The organism is Burkholderia sp. BC1 (genome assembly GCF_052683555.1).
The window spans coordinates 26,326-46,640 of record NZ_JBQYLP010000048.1 but is presented as its reverse complement, the minus strand read 5'-3'; the positions used below and the strand labels follow the sequence as shown (position 1 = coordinate 46,640).

Here is a 20,315-nt window from a genome sequence, read left to right as displayed (position 1 = left end):
AACTTTTTTCACTACATCGTTGCGACTGCGGGGTTCTTCTTCCTTCGTCGGGCGGGCGCTCTATGCTGCAGCACACGTCCGACTCCGCTTCCCCTCTCGCGCCGCGTTTCCGTTAGCGCGAAAGAGGCGTGATTCTATGCAGCCCGCGCCCAACGCGCAAGGGGTTTCGCGAAAAAAATCCAGGGTCCCGCACGCTGTCGCGCGCGGGGCCCTGGATCGACACGCCGGAACGCTCAGGCCGCGCGTACCTGCCGCGCGACGATCTCCATATAGTGATCGAGATCCGGCGTCGGCTTGCCCTCGGCCTTGGCCGTATCGTCCCAGCGGCGCAGACGCAGCGCGTCCTCCGCATACGGACGCCGCATGAACGTCGCCGCCTCCTCTTCGCCGAACACGCCGCCCTGCAGCGCGAGGCTGCGCACCGAGTCCGGCGACAGACTCTCGAGATAGCCGGCGTCCGTCCGGCACAGGCAGCGCTTCGCGTCGACGTGCAGCCGGATCGGCTCGAGCACCGCGTCCGAAAACAGCGGCCGCAGAAACGGCAGCACGAAATACTGATGCAGATCGTCGATCCCGCGCGCGCTCGGTGTCTCGCCCTGGCGATTCAGCAAATGCCCGAGGTCGTGCAGAAACGCAGCCGCGACGAGCGCCTCGTCGGCGCCGGCCTCTTCCGCCAGCAGTCCGCTCTGCAGCGCATGCTCGAGCTGCGTCACCGGCTCGCCGCTATACGCGACATGGCCGTGCTCGCGATACAACCGATCGATGTCTTCCACTGTCAGCGCCATTGCGTCACTCCCAAGGCAACGAGAAGGTCTTCAGGTTCGTGAAGCTCTTCATCGCTTCCTGAACGCCTTCCTTGTAACCGAGCCCCGAATCCTTGATCCCGCCGAACGGCGTCAGCTCGATCCGGTATCCAGGCACTTCCCATACGTTCACCGTCCCCACGTTCAGCTCGTTCACGAATCGCACGACCGCCGCCGTACTGTCGGTGCACACACCCGACGACAGCCCGAACGCGGTGCCGTTGCTGATCCGGATCGCGTCGTCGATCGTGTCGAACGCGATCACCGGCGACACGGGGCCGAACGTCTCCTCGCGAACGAGCGTCATCGACGGATCGACGCGGTCGAGCACGGTCGGCGCATACAGCGCGCCGCGGCGAACGTTGCCGGTGAGCAGGCGCGCGCCATGCGCGAGCGCGTCGGCGACGCGCGCTTCGAACAGCCGCGCCGCCGCATCGTCGATCACCGTGCCCATTTCGTTGGTCGGATCGAACGGATCGCCATACCGCCACGCGCGCGTCTTCTCGACGAGCGCCTCGGTAAACGCCGGCGCGATCGAGCGCTGCACGAGAATGCGCTTGACCGCCGTACAGCGCTGCCCCGAATTCCGGTACGAGCCGAGCGCGGCGAGCGACGCCGCGCGTTCGGGATCGGCATCGTCGAGCACGATCAGCGGATCGTTGCCGCCGAGCTCGAGCACGACGCGCCGGTAGCCAGCCTTCGCCACGATCGCCTTGCCGATCGCCACGCCACCCGTAAACGTGATCAGCGAGGCCTGCGCGTGCGTGACGAGTTCGCCGGCAATCTCGCGCGGATCGCCGGTCAGCACCTGCAGCATCGGTTCGGGCAACCCGGCTTCGTACAGCAGGTCCGCCAGATAGAACGCCGACAGCGGCACCTTCTCCGACGGCTTCACGATCACGCGGTTGTTGGTCGCGATTGCCGGCGCGATCTTGTGCGCGACCTGATTCATCGGGTGATTGAACGGCGTGATCGCGACGATGACGCCCTCGAGCGGCTGTCGCTGCGAGAACACGCGCCGCGCCTTGCCGTGCGGCGTCAGATCGCACGAGAAGCTCTGCGCGTCGTCGCGCAGCGCCTCGACCGCCGCGAACTTCAGCACGTCGGCGACGCGGCCGATCTCGTAGCGCGAATCCTGCTTCGACAGGCCCGACTCCAGCGTGATCAGATCGGACGCCTCTTCCGCACGTTCGCGCAGCAGCGCGGCCGCCCGCTCGAGAATCTGCGAGCGTTCGTAGCGCGTGAGCGTCGGTCGGTAAGCGGCGGCATAGTCGAACGCGGCGCGCACGTCGTCGACGCTCGCGAGCGGCGCGGTGCCGACACGCGTGCCGGTATACGGATCCGTCACGTCGAACGTGCGTTCACGCGCCGCACGCGTGCCGCACCAGCGCAGCGCCTCGGCGCGAAACGCGGGGTGGTCCTGTCGCGGATGGGCCATCATCGCGCGACCCGGTTCAGCACGAAATCGAACACGTCGAAATTTCGCGGACGGCGCTCGACGTCGCGCCGCTCGATCCGGCGGTTGAATAGCAGCGGCACTTCCTGCTCCGACACACCGCCGTGCGAACGCAGCGGCACGGTCAGTCCCGACAGATCGTGGTCGCGCTCACGCGTGCCGAGCGTCGTGTCGCGGCGCGCGATCACGACGAGGTCGCCGATCCGGTCGGCCGGCAGCGAGAAGCGTGCGGCGGCTTCCGCGTTGTCGAGTACGCATTCGACGCCGTCCAGGCCGCCGACACGCCACATCGCGTCGGTGCGATCGATGGCAGGCGCGAGATAGACGGTCGCGAACGAGCCGAGCGCGCCGTGATGCACGACATACGGATCGGTGATCGGCAGGATCACGCGTGCGGCGCGCGCGCCGAGCCAGCCGTCGAGCGCGTCCTGCAGATAGACGACGTTCGGCCGGCCCGTCGCCGGATCGTGCTTCGCGTTCATCCCGTGATCGGCCGTGATGCCGATCGCCCAGCCGAGCGCGTCGAGTTGCGCGAGATAGCGGTCGGTCATCGCATAGAACGCATTCGCGCCGACACTGCCGGGCGCGCACTTGTGCTGCACGTAGTCGGTCGTCGACAGATACATCAGATCGATCTGGCGCGTCTGCGCGAGCCGCACGCCGGCGGCGAACACGAATTCGGACAGTGCGGCGCTATAGACGTCCGGCGACGGCAGCCCGACCCAGTCGAGCACGTCCGCAATGCCGTTTTCCGCGAGATTCGCCTGCGCGGCCTTCTCCGCCGAAAAGCACACGCCGTTCAGTTGCCAGCCGAGCAGCCGGCGCAGCTTGTCCTTCGCGGTGACGACGGCCACGCGCGCACCGGCGTCCGATGCGGCCGCGAGCAGCGTGCCCGCGCGCAGATAGGCCGGGTCGTTCATCATGACCTCGGCGCCGCGCCCGCCGTCGGCGTCCGGATCCCAGAAATAGTTGCCGCAGATCCCGTGTACCGACGGCGGCACGCCGCAGACGATCGATACGTTGTTCGGGTTCGTGAAGGTCGGCACGACGCAGTCGGCGCGCCATGCGCTGCCTTCGGCGAGCATCCGGCCGATGAACGGCGCGACGCCGGCGTCCACCGCGCGCGCCAGATCGTCGTACCCGCAGCCGTCGATGCAGACGACCGCCGTCGGCTCGGACGGCAGGCGGTAGCGACGGCCGTTGACGTCGACGAACCGATCGGCGAGATTCGCCGGCGCGCCGCGCGAGGCAGGCGCCGCGCCCGGTGCGCGCACCGCGAACGCGGCGTTCATGCGGCGCCCCGCGTGCCGCGCGGCACGCGCGCGGCGATCAGCAGCAGCGCCGCGAGCGACGCACCGAGCATCAGCAGCGACAGCGCCGACGCAGGCAGGTAATAGCCGCGCTCGACCTGACCGATCACGACGATCGGCACGGTCGCGAAGCCGGGCGGATAGACGGTCAGCGTCGCACCGAGCTCGCCGAGCGACAGCGCGAAGCCGAGCGCGAGGCTCGCGCGCAGCGCCGGCACGAGCTGCGGCAGCAGCACGCGGCGCAGCACCATCGCGGGCGGTGCGCCGAGACTCGCGGCGGCTTCGCGCAGCACGGTCAGCTCAGGACGCAGCGCCGCAGCCGCGCAGCGATAACAGAACGGCAGAATCAGCGCGAGCTGCACGAGCACGACGATCGCCGCCGAGCTCGACAGATCGACGGGCTTCTGGTGATAGGCGATCAGCACCGCGAGCCCGAGCACGACGCTCGGTACGCCGTTCGGCACCATCACGAGCGCATCGACGACCGCGCCGATCCCGCGCCGGTCGCGCCCTTCCAGCGCGAGCGCAAGCCACAGCCCGAGCAGCGTGCCGAGCGCCGCTACGCCGAATCCGATCTCGAGGCTCGTCAGCAGCGCATCGTATTCCGGCGACCCGAGCCGCGCGAACCAGCGCAGGCTGTAGCCGGCCGGCAGGATCGTGCCGGACCACTGCGTCGCCACGCTCGACAGCGCGACGACGATCACCGGCAGCACGAACAGCCAGAAGCACGCGAACGCAGCGAGCGCGAGCGCGGCGCGCGCGGCATGTTTGAGCAGCGCATCGCGCCAGTCGGCGCGGCGCCGTGGCACCGCGTGCGCGACGTGAATTTCAGCGGACATCGTTTCCTCCCGTCGCACGACGGTTCACGCGGCGATAAACGGCATACAGCGCGAGCGACAACGCGAGCATCGCGACCGCGCCGGCCGACGCGGTCGGCAGGTCGAGATCGACGGTCGCACTGCTGTAGATCGCGACCGGCAGCGTAACGAGCCTTGCGCTGCCGAGCACGAGCAGAATCCCGAATTCGTTCAGCGTCAGCAGGAAGCACAGCACGGTGCCGGCCGCGATGCCGGGCCACGCGATCGGCAGCACGACGCGACGCGCGAGCATCCATCCTGACGCGCCGAGGCTGCGCGCCGCTTCGATCAGCCGCAGGTCGAGCGTCGCGAACGACGCGAGCGTCGGACGTACGACGAACGGCGTATAGAACACCGTCTGCGCGAGGATCACGCCGCCGATGCCGAACAGGAAATCGAGCGGCGGCGACTCGAGATGGAACAGCTGCTGCAGCGCGATGCTGACCGAGCCCTGCGAGCCGTACAGGAAGATCAGCGTGAACGCGACGAGGAACGACGGGAACGCGACATACAACTCCAGGAACCGCGTCACGAGCGCCGCGCCGGGGAACGGCCTGAAAAACAGCAGCGCGGCCAACATCACGCCGAGCAGCGACGCGGTGCCGGCGCTCGCGAACAGCACGCCGAGCGTCGTCAGCAGCACCTGGCGCGTGTCGGGGTTGCCGAAGAAAGTCCGGTACGCGGCGAAACTCAGCCCGTGATCGCCGGACAGGCTCAGCAGCACGAGCCGCACCAGCGGATAGACGACGAGCGGGCCGAGCACGACGATCGCGAGCGCGAGCAGATGGAAATCGGCGATGCGCTTGCGGCGCTTCGCGGCGGCCGCGTGCGCGGCGGCCGACGCGCGCACTTGCGGCGGCAGGCCGGCTTCAGGGCTCGATAAGGACGACATCGTCTGCCTCGCAATGCAGGGAAACGCGCGCGCCGCGCGCCGGCGCCGCCGCGCGGCCGCGTTGCATCGTCACGCGCACCGGTTCGTCCGGCGCCGCGTCGAGCACGACCGCGATCGACAGGTCCGCGCCCTGCCATTCGACCGACGCCACGGTGCCGTGCAGCCCGCCCGCCGCGAGCGGCATCACGGTCAGGCGCTCGGGCCGTACGCAGGCGACCTTGTCGCGCACGTCGTGGCGCGGATCGCCGAGCGGGAAAATCACGTGCGGCGGCAGCAGGTTCGCCGGGCCGAGATAGCGCGCGACGTAGCCGTCGTTCGGCGCGTCGTACAGCTGCTGCGGCGTGCCGAGCTGCGCGATGCGTCCGTCGCGCAGCAGCAGCGCGCGATCGGACAGCACGAGCGCATCGTCGCGGTCGTGCGTCACGCAAACGACGGTCAGATTCGGCAGCCGCTCGTGCAGCGCCTTCAGTTCGCTGCGCACCGACGCGCGCAGGTTCGCATCGAGTGCGGACAGCGGCTCGTCGAGCAGCAGCACGTCGGGCTCGATCACGAGCGCGCGCGCCAGCGCGACGCGCTGCTGCATCCCGCCCGACAGCTGCGCCGGCAGATGATGACCGGCATCGCCGAGCTGCACGAGCTTCAGCGCGTCGGCGACGCGCCGCGTGACCTCGGGCGACGCCATGCGGCGCGCGCGCAGGCCGAATGCGACGTTCTCGAACACTGACAGGTGCGGAAACAGCGCGTAATTCTGGAACAGCAGACCGAGATTGCGCTTGTGCGGCGGCGCATCGGTCAGATCGCGGCCGGCAACGGTCAACGTGCCGGTCAGGCCGTCGGCCTTCACGAACCCGGCGATGAAGCGCAGCAGCGTCGTCTTGCCGCAGCCGCTCTTGCCGAGCACGGTCAGAAATTCGCCGGCGCCGATCGACAGCGACAGATCCTCGAGCACCGTGCGCGCGCCGTAGCGCACGCTCAGATGCTCGATCTGCACGCCGCCCGGCGCGCCGGACCGCAGCGTCGTGCGCGGCTCGGCGGCGCCGAATGCGCCGGGATGGGTCAGGGCGGTATCCACCAGGGTCATCCTCTTGCTCACGGGAACGGGCAGCGCGCGCCGCTCACTTCGGCTTCACGACGTCGAGCGGCTTGCCCGAGCTGCCGATCACATCCTTCTTCCAGCGCTCGAGCCACACCGGCTTCTTCGCCATCACCTGGTTCCAGTCGACCGGAATCAGCTTCACGCCCGCAATCGCCTTTTTCACCGCCTCGCCGTTCTTGCCGGTCAGCGGCACGTCGGTGCGACCCGGAATGCCATACATGTCCGGCACCTTCGACTGCACGTCGGTCGACATCAGATAGTCGATCAGCTTCTTGCCGGCGTCCTGGTTCGGGCCGCCCTTGATCAGACCGATGCCGTACGGGAGCTGGAACGTCGTCGGCTGGTCGCCTTCCTTCGCCGCGAGAAAGATCGGCTTGACCGACAGCGCGCCGTGCTCGGCGTCGTCGAGATCCATCTGCAGATCGCCGTTCGCGACCGCGATCTCGTTGCGCGACAGCAGCACGTTCAGGTAGCCCGTGCCCTTCGTGTGGAATTTCACGCTCTGCGACAGCTTCGCGAGATAGTCGAACGCCTTGTCCTCGCCCATCAGCGACGTCGTCAGGATCAGCACCGCCATCCCGTCGCCGGCCGTCGCCGGGTTCGAGTACGCGACCTTGCCCGCATAGCTCGGCGACAGCAGATCGGCAAACGTCTTCGGCTGGTTCTTCACGACTTCCGGGTTGATCGCGAACGAGAAGTAGTTGTTCACGAACGTCGCCCACGTGCCGTCCTCGGCCTTCGCGATCGCCGGCACGTTCTTGTAGTTCACGCTCTGATATGCCTGCAGCAGCCCCATCTGGCGCGCCTGCTGGATGAACGGCGGCAGCGTGACGATCACGTCGGCCTTCGGCGAATTCTTCTCGATGTTCGCGCGGTTCACGACCTCGCCGCTGCCGGCCGTCACGATGTTCACGCGCACGCCTTCCTTCTTCTCGAAGGCGGGCAGCACGTCGCGATACAGGTTCTCGAGGCCGTCGGCCGTATACAGCACGACCGCGTTCGCCGCATGCGCGGGCAGCGCCGCGCCTTGCAGCAGGCCCGCCGCGCACGCGGCCAGCGCCAGCTTGCGGAACGCGCCGGCAGCGGCGCGCGTGGAATTCTGCAGTGTCATCTCACTTCTCCGTAGGCGGTACACCAAACGGCCGGGGCACGTCCGGCTCTGCGCTGCGGGCCGGCCGCGCGCCATGCGGCGGTTCCGGCCCGAGCGGTTGTCGATCGGGGCGAGCCGGCCGATCGGCCCGCGTCGCCGCCGCGCACGGCGCTCGTGCGCGGCACCCGAAGGATCACAGCGTTCGATGACAAACCCGTGACGCGCGCCACAATTTCCACAAAATGACACATTTTGCCAATATCCTGCAAGTCACTCAGAAATGCCGCCCGGCGTTTCGTCCGATCCTTGCTGGAGAAAACCATGTCCGACCCGATCCTGCTGACGCCCGGCCCGCTCACGACGTCCGCCACAACTCGCCACGCAATGCAACATGACTGGGGCTCGTGGGATGCCGCGTTCAACCGGCTGACGGCGAGCGTCTGCGCGGACCTCGTCGAGATCGCGCACGGCGGCGACGAATACGTCTGCGTCCCGATGCAGGGCAGCGGCACGTTCGCGGTCGAGGCCGCGCTCGGCACGCTCGTGCCGCGCGACGGCGTCGTGCTGGTGCCGGAAAACGGCGCGTATTGCACGCGCATCCTGACGATCCTCGAACGGCTGGGCGTCACCGCGATCGCGCTGCCGTTCGGCGAGGATGCGGCGGTCGACGCGGCCGCGGTCGACGCGATGCTCGCGCGCGAGCCGCGCATCACGCACGTCGCGCTCGTGCATCTGGAAACGAGCGCCGGCATCCTGAACCCGCTCGACGCGATCGCCGCCGTCTGCCGGCGGCATGGCAAGCGACTGATCGTCGACGCGATGAGCTCGTTCGGCGCACTGCCGATCGCGCTTGCGGGCAGCGGCATCGACGCCTTGATCTCGGCCAGCGGCAAATGCCTCGAAGGCGTGCCCGGCATGGGATTCGCGATCGTGCGGCGCGACGCGCTCGACGCGTGCGCCGGCCACGCGCGCTCGCTCGCGCTGGATCTGCACGATCAGTACGCGTATCTGCGGAGGACCGGCCAGTGGCGCTTCACGCCGCCGACGCACGTGGTCGCCGCGTTGCGCGCCGCACTCGATCAGTATCGGGCGGAAGGCGGGCAGCCTGCGCGTGGCGCGCGCTACCGCGAGAACTGCCGCACGCTGATCGAATCGATGCGAGCGCTCGGCTTCGTGCCGTTTCTCGATGCGGGCATTCAGGCGCCCGTAATCGTCACGTTCCATGCACCGGCCGATCGCGCGTATGCGTTCCGCCCGTTCTACGATGCCGTACGCGATGCGGGTTTCATCCTCTATCCGGGCAAGCTCACGCGCGTCGAGACCTTCCGCGTCGGCTGCATCGGTGCGATCGACGCCGCCGATATCCGCCGCGCAGTGGCCGCCATCGCGCGTGCGATCGAGTCGCTCGGCATCGCGCTGCAACCGGCGTGAAGCTATAAAAAAGCCCGGCGGCCTGGGAGGCCGCCGGGCGAATGCACGACTGCTGCGTGGAGCCGATGCTTAGAGTTCGATCCGCTTGATGTCGCCGACGACGAAGATGTACGACAGCGCGCCGATCAGCGCGATCGCGCCGATGAACACGAGCGCACCGACGAACGAACCGGTCGAGGCGACGATGAAGCCGACGACGAGCGGCGTGACGATGCCCGCGAGGTTCGCCGCGAGGTTGAAGATGCCGCCCGTCACGCCGAGCAGGCCGTCCGGCGCGATGTCGGACACGAGCGTCCAGCCGAGCGCGGCCATCCCCTGCGCGAAGAACGCGACCGACATGATGGCGATCACGGCCTCGTTGCTCTGCACGTAGTTCGCGAGAATGATCGTCGATGCGAGCAGCAGGCCGGCGATGATCGGCAGCTTGCGCGCGAGGTTCGCGGACTTGCCGCGACGCAGCAGCCAGTCGGAGAAGATCCCGCCGAACATCACGCCGACCGATGCAGCGATGAACGGCATCACCGCGAAGAAGCCGATCTTCAGCCAGCCCATATGGCGCTCGGTCGCAAGATAGGTCGGGAACCAGGTCAGGAAGAACACGAGCGTCGAGTTGCCGGCGAACTGGCCGAGGCAGATGCCCGCGAGCTGGCGCTTCTTGAGCAGCCGGCCGGCCATCGCCCAGCTGAACGCCTTCTGCGCCGGCTTGTCGTTCTTGCGCACGCCGTGCACGAGACCGCCGCCCGCCTCGATATAGGCGAGCTCCGCGGCGTTCGCGCCCGGATGATTGCGCGGCTCGTGATAGAACTTCCACCAGACGAGCCCGAACAGGATGCCGGCCGCACCGACGACCCAGAACAGCGAACGCCAGCCGAATGCGCCCATCAGCGCGAACAGCACGGGGCTGAAGAACGCGAGGCCGATGTATTCGCCGACCGTGTAAGTGCCGGTCGCCATCGCGCGCTCGTTCTGCGGGAACCACGTCGCGACCACGCGGCTGTTGGTCGGAAAGCACGGCGCCTCGCTGAGGCCGAGGCCGAGCCGGCATGCGAGCAGCGTCGCGACGCCCGGCACGAAGCCCTGCAGGAACGTGCAGAGCGACCACAGCGTCATCGACCAGTAATAGGTGACCTTGCTGCCGAAGCGGTCGAGAACGAGACCGCCCGGCACCTGCGCGACCACGTACGTCCACGAGAACGCCGAGAACATGATGCCCATTACTGCCGCGTTGATGCCGAGCTCCTTCGTCAGCTGCGGCGCCGCCACGCCGAGCACGGTGCGGTCGAGATAGTTGATCATCGTGCCGATCGCGAGCAGCGCGAGGATCTTGTAGCGCGCCGACGTGCGCCGGGCCGCGCCGGCGGCGGCCTGCGCCGGCGCGGCGCTCGTACGGGTGGAGTGCTGCATGGTCGTCTCCTGGTCTCTCTTTATGTCGATGGGTCAGCGCGCGACGAGCGACTGAAAGTGCTCGAACATCCGCTCGGCGTCGGGCGTGCGTCCGGTGAAGAGTTCGAACGCATCGACCGCCTGGTAGACGGCCATGCCGCCGCCGGGCAGCGTCGCGCAGCCCGCCGCGCGTGCCGCGCGGATCAGTTCGGTTTCGAGCGGGAAATACACGATGTCGGCCACCCACATGCCGACGTGCAGCAGTTCGGCGGGCAGCGGCAGGCCGGGATGCTTGATCATGCCGGTCGGCGTCGCGTGGATCAGGCCGGTCGCCGCGCGCATCGCGGCCGCCAGCGCATCGCCGGACGGCGTGCCGCCCGCCACGACGCGCGCAGCCGCGAAACGCTGCTGCAGTTCGCCGGCGAGCGAGGCGGCGCGCGTGGCGTCGACGTCGAACAACGTCAGTTCGGCCGCGCCCATCTGCAGCGCCGCATGCGTGACGGCCGCGCCCGCGCCGCCCGCGCCGAGCTGCACGACGCGCTCGAGCGACGCGCCCGGCAGCCCGCGCCGGAACGATTTCGCGAAACCGGACCAGTCGGTGTTGTGGCCGATCCGGCGGCCGTCGCGGAACAGCACCGTGTTGACCGCGCCGAGCGCACGCGCATCGTCGGACAGTTCGTCGAGGTGCTCGATCACGCGCTGCTTGCACGGATGCGTGATGTTCAGGCCGTTGTATCCCATGCGCTGCGCGGCATCGAGCAGCACGGGCAGTGCGTCGACGCTCAGCCCGAGCGCGTCGAGGTCGATGCGTCGGTACACGTAGCCGAAACCCTGCCGGAATCCTTCTTCTTCATGCATCGCGGGCGACAGCGATCCGCCGATGCCCTGGCCGATCAGGCCGATCAGAAACGACGGACGATTCATCGCGCGGCTCCCCGCCCAAGAAGCGTCGCCATGCGCTGCAGCGCGAAGATGTAGCCGTCGGTGCCGCAGCCGCAGATCACGGCTTCGGCGAGCGCCGCCACGTACGAATGGTGGCGGAATGCCTCGCGGCGGTGCACGTTCGAAATATGCACTTCGATCACGGGCTTCGCGATCGCGGACAGCGCATCGGCCAGCGCGACCGACGTGTGCGTATAGGCGGCGGGGTTGATCACGATGCCGTGCGTGTCGTGGCGCGCGGCATGCAGCCAGTCGATCAGCTCGTGTTCGGCGTTCGACTGACGGAAGTCGAGATCGAGCCCGAGCGACTCGGCCTCGGCGCGACAGCGCTGCTCGACGTCGGCCAGCGTTTCGGCGCCGTAGATATGGGGCTCGCGGGTGCCCAGCAGATTGAGGTTCGGCCCGTTCAGCACCAGGACCTTGTGCTTGCTCATCAGGATTCTGCTCCAAAAATCGGGGCGGACCGTTGCGGCGACCGCCCCGCGACATCAGGAATGGACGCTAGTGTGCGCTCGCACATGCCGGTTGTCTTTTCGGGTTTTCGCTTATTTGTACCATCTAGTTAGTTTGTATAATTCGCTACACTCCCCCAGTAAACTCGGGATATGGCGCGCGCGTCGAATTCAACGACTGGTTCATTCAGGGTCGGTTCGGGCGGCGCCGCCCGTTCTCCGCAGGATCCGCCCATGCAGCGCTCGATCGCCACCGTTTCCCTGTCCGGCACGCTCGCCGAAAAGCTCGCCGCCATTCAGGCCGCGGGCTTCGACGGCGTCGAAATCTTCGAGAACGATCTCGTCTACTTCGACGGATCGCCGGCCGACGTCCGGCGCATGGCGGCCGATCTCGGCCTCGACATCGTGCTGTTCCAGCCGTTTCGCGATTTCGAGGGCGTAAGCGCCGCGCAGCTCGCGCGCAATCTCGACCGCGTGCGCCGCAAGTTCGACGTGATGCATGCGCTCGGCACCGACCGCATTCTGGTCTGCAGCAACGTGTCGCCCGACACCATCGCCGACGACGCGCTGCTCGTCGACCAGCTCGGCGCGCTCGCGGAAGCCGCGCGCGAAGCGGGCGTCGTCGTCGCGTACGAGGCGCTGGCGTGGGGCCGCGTCGTGAAGCGCTACGGGCATGCGTGGCAGCTCGTGAACGCCGTGAACAGCCCGCATCTCGGCCTCGCGCTCGACAGCTTCCACACGCTGTCGCTCGACGATTCGCCCGATGCGATCGCCGACATTCCCGGCGAGCGCATCGCGTTCGTGCAGATCGCCGACGCGCCGAAGCTCGCGATGGACGTGCTCGAATGGAGCCGCCATTACCGCTCGTTTCCCGGCCAGGGCGACTTCGACCTCGCGCGCTTCACCGCGCGCGTGATCGAATCGGGCTATACGGGGCCGCTGTCGCTCGAGATCTTCAACGACGGCTTTCGCGCGGCGCCGACCGCAATCACGGCCGCCGACGGCCATCGCTCGCTGCTGTATCTCGAAGAGCTCACGCGTGCGCAGCTCGCCGCCGACGGCCGCGCGCCGGCGGCCGATCAGCCGCTGTTCGCGCCGCCGGCGCCGCCCGCGCACGTCGAGTTCCAGTTCATCGAATTCGCGGTCGACGCGCAGGCCGCGGCCACCGTCGGCGACTGGCTGCGCCGGATGCGCTTCCGGCTCGCCGGCCGCCACCGCTCGAAGGACGTCACGCTGTTTCAGCACGGCGCCGCGTCGATCGTGCTGAACGCCGAGCGCGACTCGTTCGCCGATGCGTTCTTCCAGCAGCACGGGCTGTCGCTCTGCGCGTCGGCGTTCCGCGTCGACGATGCGAAAGTCGCGTTCGAACGCGCGGCAGGCTTCGGATATGCGCCGTTTTCCGGCCGCGTCGGGCCGAACGAGCGCGTGTTGCCGAGCGTGAAGGCGCCGGACGGCAGCCTCGACTATTTCGTCGACGAAGCGCCGAACGGGCCGACGCTGTACGAATCCGACTTCGTGCTGACCGACATCGACGGCCCGACCGAAGTCGGCCCGCTGACCGGCATCGACCACGTCTGTCTCGCGCTGCCGGCCGACGCGCTGGATACATGGATCCTGTTCTTCAAGACCGCGTTCGGGTTCGAGGCCGAGCGCAGCTGGCTCGTGCCCGACCCGTACGGGCTCGTGCGCAGCCGCGCGGTGCGCAGCGCGGACGGCTCCGTGCGGATCGCGCTGAACGCGTCGGTCGACCGGCACACGGCCGTCGCCGAATCGCTGAACCGCTACCACGGGACGGGGCTGAATCATGTCGCGTTCCGCACCGACGACATCGTGAAGGCGATCGCGGCGTTCGCCGCCGATGGCGTGTCGTTCCTGCGCATTCCGGCCAATTACTACGACGATCTCGCGGCGCGCTACGGATTGTCGGACGAGATGATCGACACGCTCAGCACGCACCATCTGCTCTACGACCGCGACGAACGGGGCGGCGAATTCCTGCACGCGTATACGGAGCTGGTCGACAACCGCTTTTCGTTCGAGCTCGTCGAGCGGCGCGGCGGATACGACGGTTACGGCGCCGCCAATGCGGCCGTGCGGCTCGCCGCGCAGGCGCAGCGGCGCAAGTAGCGCGCGGCATCGCACCACACACCGGGCCGGCGGCGTTACATGCGGTAACGCGATGCTGGTGCGATCGCACGTCGCGCGGTGCCGTTTTAAGAATCGCTTAAGTCTCGGCCGGCACCATCCGCATCCAGCCCTGAAGAATTTCTCAAAAAAGGAGGACAGCGATGAGCGCCGTAGAAGCACCCGCGGGCCGCCCGGCCGCGCCCCCTGCCAAGAAGACGATGCTGCGCCGCCTGCTCAGCCATCACGAAATCGCGACGCTGCTCGTGCTGCTGCACGCGCCGATCGGCGCGAACGCGAAACCGGAATTGCCCGCGCTGCAGGAAGCGGGCCTCGTCGAGATGGTCAAGCTCGACGCCGATGCCGCGCCGAGCTTCCGCCTGACGAAAGACGGCACGGCCGTCCTCAAGGGGCTCGGCTACCGCTGAGCCGCCGCCTCCGCCGCGCTGCCGCGCGCGCTCCGTTCCCCCGCCCGATCCTGCAGCATCATCCGGTACTCCGTCGGCGTCACGCCGACGGTCGCCTTGAACTGGCGCGTAAACGCGCTGTGATCCGTATACCCGCATAACGCCGCGACGTCGGTCACCTTGTCGTGCGTGACCAGCAGCGCCGTGGCCGCATCGAGGCGCGTCTTCAACAGCACCTGACGCGGCGTCAGGTGAAACACCTTGTGGAAATAGCGCTCGAGCTGCGCGACCGACATCCCCGCCATCTGCGCGAGCTGCTTCAGGTTCAGCGGCTGCACGTAGTGATCCTGGATGTGCTGGACGACGTCCGCGAGCTTGCTGTAGGCCGGATGCGAACCTTCGTGCGCCTTCAGGTCGCGCGAAATGCCGGCGAGGCCGACGACCTTGCCCGACGCATCGCGCAGCGGCTCCTTGCAGGTCAGGCACCAGCCGGGCTGACGCCCCGGATACAGATGCAGCTCGAGCTGATCGGTCAACTGCTGGCCCGCGTTGATCGTCGCCATGTCCTGCTCGAAATAGCTGCGCCCGAAACGGCGCGGAAAGACTTCGTCGGTCGTCTTGCCGAGCAGGTCGCGCTTGTCCTTGTAGCCGCAGCGCAGCGCCAGCGTGCGATTGACGAGCGCGTAGCGGCCGTTGGCGTCCTTCACGAAGAAAGCGACATCGGGCAGCGCGTCGAACACCGGCTCGAGCAGGCGAAAGTGCGCGAGCATCGCGCCGAGATCGGCGTTGTCGGTCCGATACCGCAACGTATCGGACAGGCTGTGAGGCGGTACGGCAAGCGTGGGCGTCATCCCGGCATCCGTGAAACAAGTAGGCGATGGCGACGATTATAGAAGTGCGCGGCGTAATGCATCGCGAGCCGCGGGCACGCGTGCGCGCACGGTGGCGCACGACGGTCGGCGCGGGACGCCGCGCGCGGCGCCCGCAACCCGCCGCGGCATTCGACGCATGCGGCTACGACAGTGCCGACGCGTGCCGCGCCGCGACAGGCCGCCATCGTAGAAAGCCCGGCGCGCCGCGTCTTGGCCGGATTACGCACGCCGGATGACGATTTGCGCATATATCAGGGTAATCGACGATATGCCGAAATCGTCGCGGCCCGCGCACCGAACGCGCAAGACGTGCGCATTTTCGCTACCTAGACTTCGCTGCACAGTCACGAGACGACAACCGGTCGCCGCCGCGGCGCGCCGTCCGGTACGCCCGCACGGAAAGCCCGGCACGCCGATTCCGGCATAGCGGTCGACACTCGCGACATCCGGTGCGCGACGCGCGCGCGGCTTCCGGCCAGTCCGGCCGCCCGCGTCCCGCGCCGGCTGACCGCCGCAGGCCAGACGGCCGGCGGCGGCCCAACCACGCCATCAAGGGGAAGTGAAAGTGAAGCTGAAGGTATCGCACGTCGCGCTGGCTGCCGCCTGCGCATTGTCCGGCGCGCAGGCCATCGCCGCCGACGTCGTCAAGATCGGTTTCGCCGCGCCGCTGACCGGCCCGCAGTCGAACTACGGCACCGACATGCAGAAAGGCGTGCAGCTCGCGATCGCCGACTTCAACGCGACCAATCCGACGATCGGCGGCAAGCCCGTCACGTTCCAGCTCGACTCGCAGGACGACCAGGCCGACCCGCGCACCGGCACGACCGTCGCGCAGCGCCTGATCGACAACAACGTGCGCGGCATCATCGGCCACTTCAACTCGGGCACGAGCATTCCGGCGTCGGATCTCTACGATCGCGCGGGCCTGCCGCAGATCTCGATGGCGACGTCGCCGCAATACACGGCGCGCGGCTACAAGACCACGTACCGGCTGCTGACGAGCGACGCGCAGGCGGGCCGCATCGTCGGCACGTACGCCGTGAAGAACCTGCACTTCAAGCGCATCGCGATCATCGACGACCGCACCGCATACGGCCAGGGCATCGCCGACGAATTCGCGAAGGCCGTGCAGGCCGCGGGCGGCACGATCGTGAAGCGCGACTTCACGAACGACAAGGCGCTCGATTTCTCCGCGATCCTGACGAACCTGAAGGGCATCAATCCGGACGCGGTGTTCTATGGCGGCGGCGACGCGCAATCGTCGCCGATGATCCGCAAGATGCGTCAGCTCGGGATGAAGTCGGCGTTCGTGACGGGCGAAATGTCGCGCTCGCCGACGTTCCTGAAAGTCGGCGGCGACGCGGCCGAAGGCGCGATCGTCTACATGGGCGGGCTGCCGAAGGAAAAGATGCCGGGCTTCGCCGGCTACGCGGCGCGCTACAAGGCACGGTTCAACGAAGACGTGATCACCTACTCGCCCTACTCGTACGACGGCACGATGGCGCTGCTGACCGCGATGAAGAACGCGAACTCGACCGATCCGAAGGTCTACACGCCGTATCTCGGCAAGGTGTCGATCAAGGGCGTGTCGGCCGATCGCATCGCGTACGACGCGAAGGGCGACCTGAAGGATGCGCCCGTCACGATCTATCGCGTCGAACACGGCGCGTTCAAGCCGGTCGACACGATCGCCGGCAACTGACGCAAGCGGACGCCATCCGTCGTCACGGCGCGCGCACGGCAGGCCCGTCGCGCGCGCCGCGCGCGCCCGGCGCGGCATCGCGGGCGCACTCGAAGCCGCTCTCGAACCGCGCCGTCCTCGCGCATTTCGCGCTCCTGTAGAATCCCCCACTCAGTTTGACGCATCGTCCCCGCCGCGCCCCATCCCGGTGCGGCGGCGCGTGTTCCGTGCTCTACCCGGCGCTCAGCACACCTTCCGACGACGCGGGCCGCGGCCGTGCGCCTGTTCACGCCAACAGCGGGCCCTGGAGACGCAGCACCGACAACTACATTCGAAAACCGATCGTCCTGACCATGCAAGCTTCCGAACTGAGCGGCGTGCCTCGCGCCGCCGAACGCGCGCTCACGCGCAGCGACTACAAAACCCTTGGCCTCGCCGCGCTCGGCGGCGCGCTCGAGTTCTACGACTTCATCATCTTCGTGTTCTTCGCGCCCGCGATCGGCCAGCTGTTCTTCCCGCACGACATTCCCGACTGGCTGCGCCAGTTGCAGACGTTCGGCATCTTCGCGGCCGGCTATCTCGCGCGCCCGCTCGGCGGCGTGATCATGGCGCACTTCGGCGACCTCGTCGGCCGCAAGCGGATGTTTACGCTCAGTGTGCTGCTGATGTCGGTGCCGACGCTGCTGATGGGCCTGCTGCCGACCTACGACATGATCGGCATCCTCGCGCCGGTGCTCCTGCTGCTGTTCCGCATCCTGCAGGGCGCCGCCGTCGGCGGCGAAGTGCCGGGCGCGTGGGTGTTCGTGTCCGAGCATGTGCCGTCGCGGCACATCGGCTATGCGTGCGGCACGCTGACTGCCGGGCTGACGGCCGGCATCCTGCTCGGCTCGCTCGTCGCCGCCGGCGTGAACAGCCGCTATTCGACCGCCGAAGTCGCCGCGTTCGCGTGGCGCATTCCGTTCCTGCTCGGCGGTGTGTTCGGGCTGTTCTCCGTGTATCTGCGCCGCTGGCTGCACGAAACGCCGGTGTTCGCCGAGATGAAGGCGAAGAAGGCGCTTGCCGCCGAGATTCCGCTGAAGGCCGTGCTGCGCGATCACGGCCGCGCGGTGATCGTGTCGATGCTGCTCACGTGGATGCTGTCCGCGGCGATCGTCGTCGTGATCCTGATGACGCCCGCGCTGCTGCAGAAGCAGTTCCACCTGACGCCCGCGACCACGCTGTTCGCGAACAGCGTCGCGACGCTGTGCCTGACGGCCGGCTGCATCAGCGCCGGCTCGCTCGCCGGCTGGTTCGGCGCGAAGCGCGTGCTCGGCATCGGCGGCCTCGTGCTCGCCGCGTGCTACTACCTGCTGTTCGCGCAGGTCGCCGCCGACGCGTCGACGCTGCCGCTGTACTACGGGATCGCGGGCTTCACGGTCGGCACGATCGGCGCCGTGCCGTTCGTGATGGTGAAGAGCTTCCCGCCGGTCGTGCGCTTCTCGGGCATCTCGTTCTCGTACAACGTCGCGTATGCGATCTTCGGCGGCCTGACGCCGGTGATCGTGTCGCTGATGATGAAGTGGAACCCGATGGCGCCGGTCGTCTATGTCGCGGCGATCTGCGTGCTCGGCGCAATCGCCGTGCAGTTCGCGAAGGATGCAAAGGACGTGACGGCCGCGCGCTGAGCGCGCGCCCGGGCGCCCGACGAACGAAGGGCCGAATTCCGCACGCGGCGGAATTCGGCCCTTTCGTTTTTGCGCCGGCGCAGCGGCGCGATGGTGCGGTGGCACGGTGGTACTGCATGCAGCACGCAGCGCGCCGCACCCGGCGCGCCGCGCGAGCGGATCAGCGCAGCCCGCCGTACGACGAGCTCGGCCGTCGCAAACCGTCGATGCTTGCGCCGCCCGCACCCGTCACGAACAGCAGCAGGAAGCCGCCCGCGATCGCGATGTTTTTCCAGAAGTGGATCACCATGTCGTGCTGAACCGCCGCATCGGTCGCGTCCCAGAAGTTGTGGCCGACCATTGCGGTCGCGACGGTGTAGATCGCCATCAGCAGCGCGAGCGGCTTCACGCGGTAGCCGACGATCAGCAGCAGGCCGCCGAGCGCTTCGATCGCGACGACGATCGGCGCGACGAATTGCGGATACGGCACGTTCAGTCCGCGCAGATAGCCGACGAAATCGCCGTAACCGAGCAGCTTCATCACGCCGCCCCACAGAAACAACGCCGCCAGCGCCAGGCGTGCGAAAAAAATGACGCCGGAATCGACGGAACGCGTCATGCCTCTCTCCTCGTATGCAGTACGTCCGGTCGCGCGAGCGCGGCCGGGCCGCTCGGCACCGCGCGCTGCGGCGCGCGCGGCAAATGGGCCAGCATAGAGCGTCCGTGCGCGTCGTCCAAGAGTTGTAGCAAAACTTTACATGGCGGCGCGCGATGCGGCCCGCCGCGTGTTTAGCCGGCGTCGCTCAACAACACGCCTTTCTTGAACAGGAAGCAGCCGTAGCCGCGCAGTTCGCCGGTGACGATCACCGCGTACGCATGCTGCGCACGTTCGTAGAACGCGAAGCGGTCGATGCCGGCGAGCGGCACCGCGCGTCTTTCCGCGCGATCGATCTCGGCCTGCACCTCGCGCTGCACGGGCGGCAGCGCGGCCGGATCGCCGACGACTTCCATGCGCCACGCGGCCGTCTCGACGAACGTGTCGAGCGGCAACACGGACAGCACCGCGCGCACGACACGCGCGGAATCGGCGCCGTCGATCCGCAGCGCGCGGCCGACGACCGTATGCTGTGCGACCGATTCGGCCGGAAAATTCGCATCGCAGATCGCCACTTCGTCGCCGTGGCCCATCGCCCGCAGCGTGTGGAGGATGTCGGCGTGCAACAGCGGATCGAGGTTCTTCAGCATGTCGGGAGCTCCGGGAGCGGGAACGAACCGCATAACGTTACCCGATCCCGGCGCCCGCTGCGCATGCCGCGATGCGCGTTACGCCGCCGCAGCCGGCATTTCGTCGATGAACCCGGTGACCGACTTCAGGCGGCCCGATGCGTCGACCGTGCCGAAATCGGAACCCTTCACGATCGCGGTACCGTCCGGCGCCTCGAGCGCCCACGAGAAGCGCAGGTGCTGGCCGAAACCGTCGACGTCGGTGGTGCGGCGAAAGCGGTATGCCGGAAAGCGCTCCTGCACGGCCGCGATCATCGTGTCGATGCCCGCGTGACCGTCGCCGGCCATCAGCGGATCGCGATAGGCGGCATCGCTCGCGTACGTCGCGTCGATCAGCGCGCGGCGGCGCGCGACGTCGGGCTCGTTCCACGCGTCGAAGTAGCGGTCGATCAGGTCGGTATGGACGGATTGGGCAGTGGTGTTCATGCGAGACTCCTGGTCGGATGGATGGGAGACGATGTCGCGAACGTTTCGTGTCCGCGTGTCGCTATCGTCGCCGGCGCCACGCGGGCCGTCGATTACGTGCGAGGTAAGCGATTCGCGATGCGCGCACGCGGCGCGCGACGAACGACGCGGCGCCCAAAACGACAAC

At 68.1% G+C, this 20,315-nt stretch carries 19 protein-coding genes; 5 read left to right on the top strand and 14 right to left on the bottom strand.

Annotated features, from left to right (window positions below; translation table 11 throughout):
- Nucleotides 1–233: 233 nt before the first annotated feature.
- Genes ACSHSS_RS21560 through phnS form a run of 7 tightly spaced genes read right to left on the bottom strand, consistent with a single transcriptional unit; the run spans nt 234 to nt 7,525 of the window.
- A complete protein-coding gene (locus ACSHSS_RS21560) occupies nt 234–785 on the bottom strand; it encodes a phosphonate degradation HD-domain oxygenase (protein ID WP_059786961.1) in 552 nt (183 codons plus the stop codon).
- A gap of 4 nt (nt 786–789) precedes the next feature.
- Nucleotides 790–2,244, bottom strand: a complete 1,455-nt coding sequence (gene phnY / locus ACSHSS_RS21555; RefSeq protein WP_445545533.1) for a phosphonoacetaldehyde dehydrogenase — start codon at nt 2,242–2,244, stop codon at nt 790–792.
- On the bottom strand, nt 2,241–3,551 hold the full coding sequence (gene phnA / locus ACSHSS_RS21550; RefSeq protein WP_445545532.1) for a phosphonoacetate hydrolase: 1,311 nt from the start codon (nt 3,549–3,551) through the stop codon (nt 2,241–2,243). The genes phnY and phnA overlap by 4 nt, the downstream gene beginning before the upstream one ends.
- Complete coding sequence (phnV, locus tag ACSHSS_RS21545) at nt 3,548–4,408, bottom strand: 2-aminoethylphosphonate ABC transport system, membrane component PhnV (RefSeq protein WP_035955661.1); 861 nt, start codon at nt 4,406–4,408, stop codon at nt 3,548–3,550. Before phnV ends, phnA begins: the two co-directional genes overlap by 4 nt.
- A complete protein-coding gene (gene phnU, locus ACSHSS_RS21540) occupies nt 4,398–5,318 on the bottom strand; it encodes a 2-aminoethylphosphonate ABC transporter permease subunit (RefSeq protein ID WP_060114737.1) in 921 nt (306 codons plus the stop codon). The genes phnV and phnU overlap by 11 nt, the downstream gene beginning before the upstream one ends.
- Nucleotides 5,296–6,399, bottom strand: coding sequence for a 2-aminoethylphosphonate ABC transport system ATP-binding subunit PhnT (gene phnT, locus ACSHSS_RS21535; RefSeq protein WP_012216381.1), 1,104 nt, complete (start codon nt 6,397–6,399; stop codon nt 5,296–5,298). Before phnT ends, phnU begins: the two co-directional genes overlap by 23 nt.
- Nucleotides 6,400–6,433: 34 nt before the next feature.
- Nucleotides 6,434–7,525 carry a 2-aminoethylphosphonate ABC transporter substrate-binding protein gene (phnS, locus tag ACSHSS_RS21530; RefSeq protein WP_445545531.1) on the bottom strand — a complete coding sequence of 364 codons (1,092 nt, stop codon included), beginning with the start codon at nt 7,523–7,525 and terminating at the stop codon, nt 6,434–6,436.
- 300 nt (nt 7,526–7,825) lie between these two features.
- On the opposite strand from phnS, the gene ACSHSS_RS21525 reads away from it, so the two are divergent.
- Nucleotides 7,826–8,935, top strand: a complete 1,110-nt coding sequence (locus ACSHSS_RS21525) for a 2-aminoethylphosphonate--pyruvate transaminase (protein ID WP_217044193.1) — start codon at nt 7,826–7,828, stop codon at nt 8,933–8,935.
- A 69-nt stretch (nt 8,936–9,004) separates the two neighbouring features.
- Here the strand turns inward: ACSHSS_RS21525 and ACSHSS_RS21520 are convergent, their stop codons facing one another.
- Genes ACSHSS_RS21520 through aroQ form a run of 3 tightly spaced genes read right to left on the bottom strand, consistent with a single transcriptional unit; the run spans nt 9,005 to nt 11,694 of the window.
- Nucleotides 9,005–10,339, bottom strand: a complete 1,335-nt coding sequence (locus tag ACSHSS_RS21520) for an MFS transporter (protein WP_445545530.1) — start codon at nt 10,337–10,339, stop codon at nt 9,005–9,007.
- Between the two features lie 33 nt (nt 10,340–10,372).
- Entirely contained in the window at nt 10,373–11,242 is an 870-nt protein-coding gene (locus ACSHSS_RS21515; protein ID WP_445545529.1) for a shikimate dehydrogenase, read from the bottom strand.
- The gene (gene aroQ, locus ACSHSS_RS21510) at nt 11,239–11,694 is read right to left on the bottom strand and encodes a type II 3-dehydroquinate dehydratase (protein ID WP_445545528.1); all 456 of its coding nucleotides are present in this window, start codon (nt 11,692–11,694) and stop codon (nt 11,239–11,241) included. The genes ACSHSS_RS21515 and aroQ overlap by 4 nt, the downstream gene beginning before the upstream one ends.
- Nucleotides 11,695–11,946: 252 nt before the next feature.
- Here aroQ and ACSHSS_RS21505 point away from each other — a divergent pair, with 252 nt between their 5' ends.
- Both ACSHSS_RS21505 and ACSHSS_RS21500 read left to right on the top strand, forming a co-directional pair.
- Nucleotides 11,947–13,839 (top strand): bifunctional sugar phosphate isomerase/epimerase/4-hydroxyphenylpyruvate dioxygenase family protein, encoded by a 1,893-nt coding sequence (locus ACSHSS_RS21505; protein ID WP_445545527.1) that lies wholly within the window; start codon nt 11,947–11,949, stop codon nt 13,837–13,839.
- Between the two features lie 161 nt (nt 13,840–14,000).
- Nucleotides 14,001–14,264, top strand: a complete 264-nt coding sequence (locus tag ACSHSS_RS21500) for a hypothetical protein (RefSeq protein WP_006397215.1) — start codon at nt 14,001–14,003, stop codon at nt 14,262–14,264.
- On the opposite strand, the gene ACSHSS_RS21495 is transcribed toward ACSHSS_RS21500, so the two are convergent.
- Nucleotides 14,255–15,094, bottom strand: coding sequence for an AraC family transcriptional regulator (locus ACSHSS_RS21495; RefSeq protein WP_060114755.1), 840 nt, complete (start codon nt 15,092–15,094; stop codon nt 14,255–14,257). The genes ACSHSS_RS21500 and ACSHSS_RS21495 overlap by 10 nt on opposite strands.
- Nucleotides 15,095–15,680: 586 nt before the next feature.
- On the opposite strand from ACSHSS_RS21495, the gene ACSHSS_RS21490 reads away from it, so the two are divergent.
- Nucleotides 15,681–16,817, top strand: coding sequence for a branched-chain amino acid ABC transporter substrate-binding protein (locus tag ACSHSS_RS21490; protein ID WP_105756834.1), 1,137 nt, complete (start codon nt 15,681–15,683; stop codon nt 16,815–16,817).
- 332 nt (nt 16,818–17,149) lie between these two features.
- Nucleotides 17,150–18,460: an MFS transporter gene (locus tag ACSHSS_RS21485; RefSeq protein ID WP_177321364.1), complete on the top strand. Its 1,311-nt coding sequence runs from the start codon at nt 17,150–17,152 to the stop codon at nt 18,458–18,460.
- A 160-nt stretch (nt 18,461–18,620) separates the two neighbouring features.
- On the opposite strand, the gene ACSHSS_RS21480 is transcribed toward ACSHSS_RS21485, so the two are convergent.
- The 3 genes from ACSHSS_RS21480 to ACSHSS_RS21470 all read right to left on the bottom strand — a co-directional run bounded on the left by ACSHSS_RS21480 (nt 18,621) and on the right by ACSHSS_RS21470 (nt 20,149).
- Entirely contained in the window at nt 18,621–19,058 is a 438-nt protein-coding gene (locus ACSHSS_RS21480) for a DoxX family protein (RefSeq protein ID WP_006397221.1), read from the bottom strand.
- Between the two features lie 170 nt (nt 19,059–19,228).
- On the bottom strand, nt 19,229–19,684 hold the full coding sequence (locus ACSHSS_RS21475; protein ID WP_445545526.1) for an RbsD/FucU family protein: 456 nt from the start codon (nt 19,682–19,684) through the stop codon (nt 19,229–19,231).
- Between the two features lie 78 nt (nt 19,685–19,762).
- Nucleotides 19,763–20,149: a nuclear transport factor 2 family protein gene (locus ACSHSS_RS21470; RefSeq protein ID WP_006397223.1), complete on the bottom strand. Its 387-nt coding sequence runs from the start codon at nt 20,147–20,149 to the stop codon at nt 19,763–19,765.
- Nucleotides 20,150–20,315: the final 166 nt, after the last annotated feature.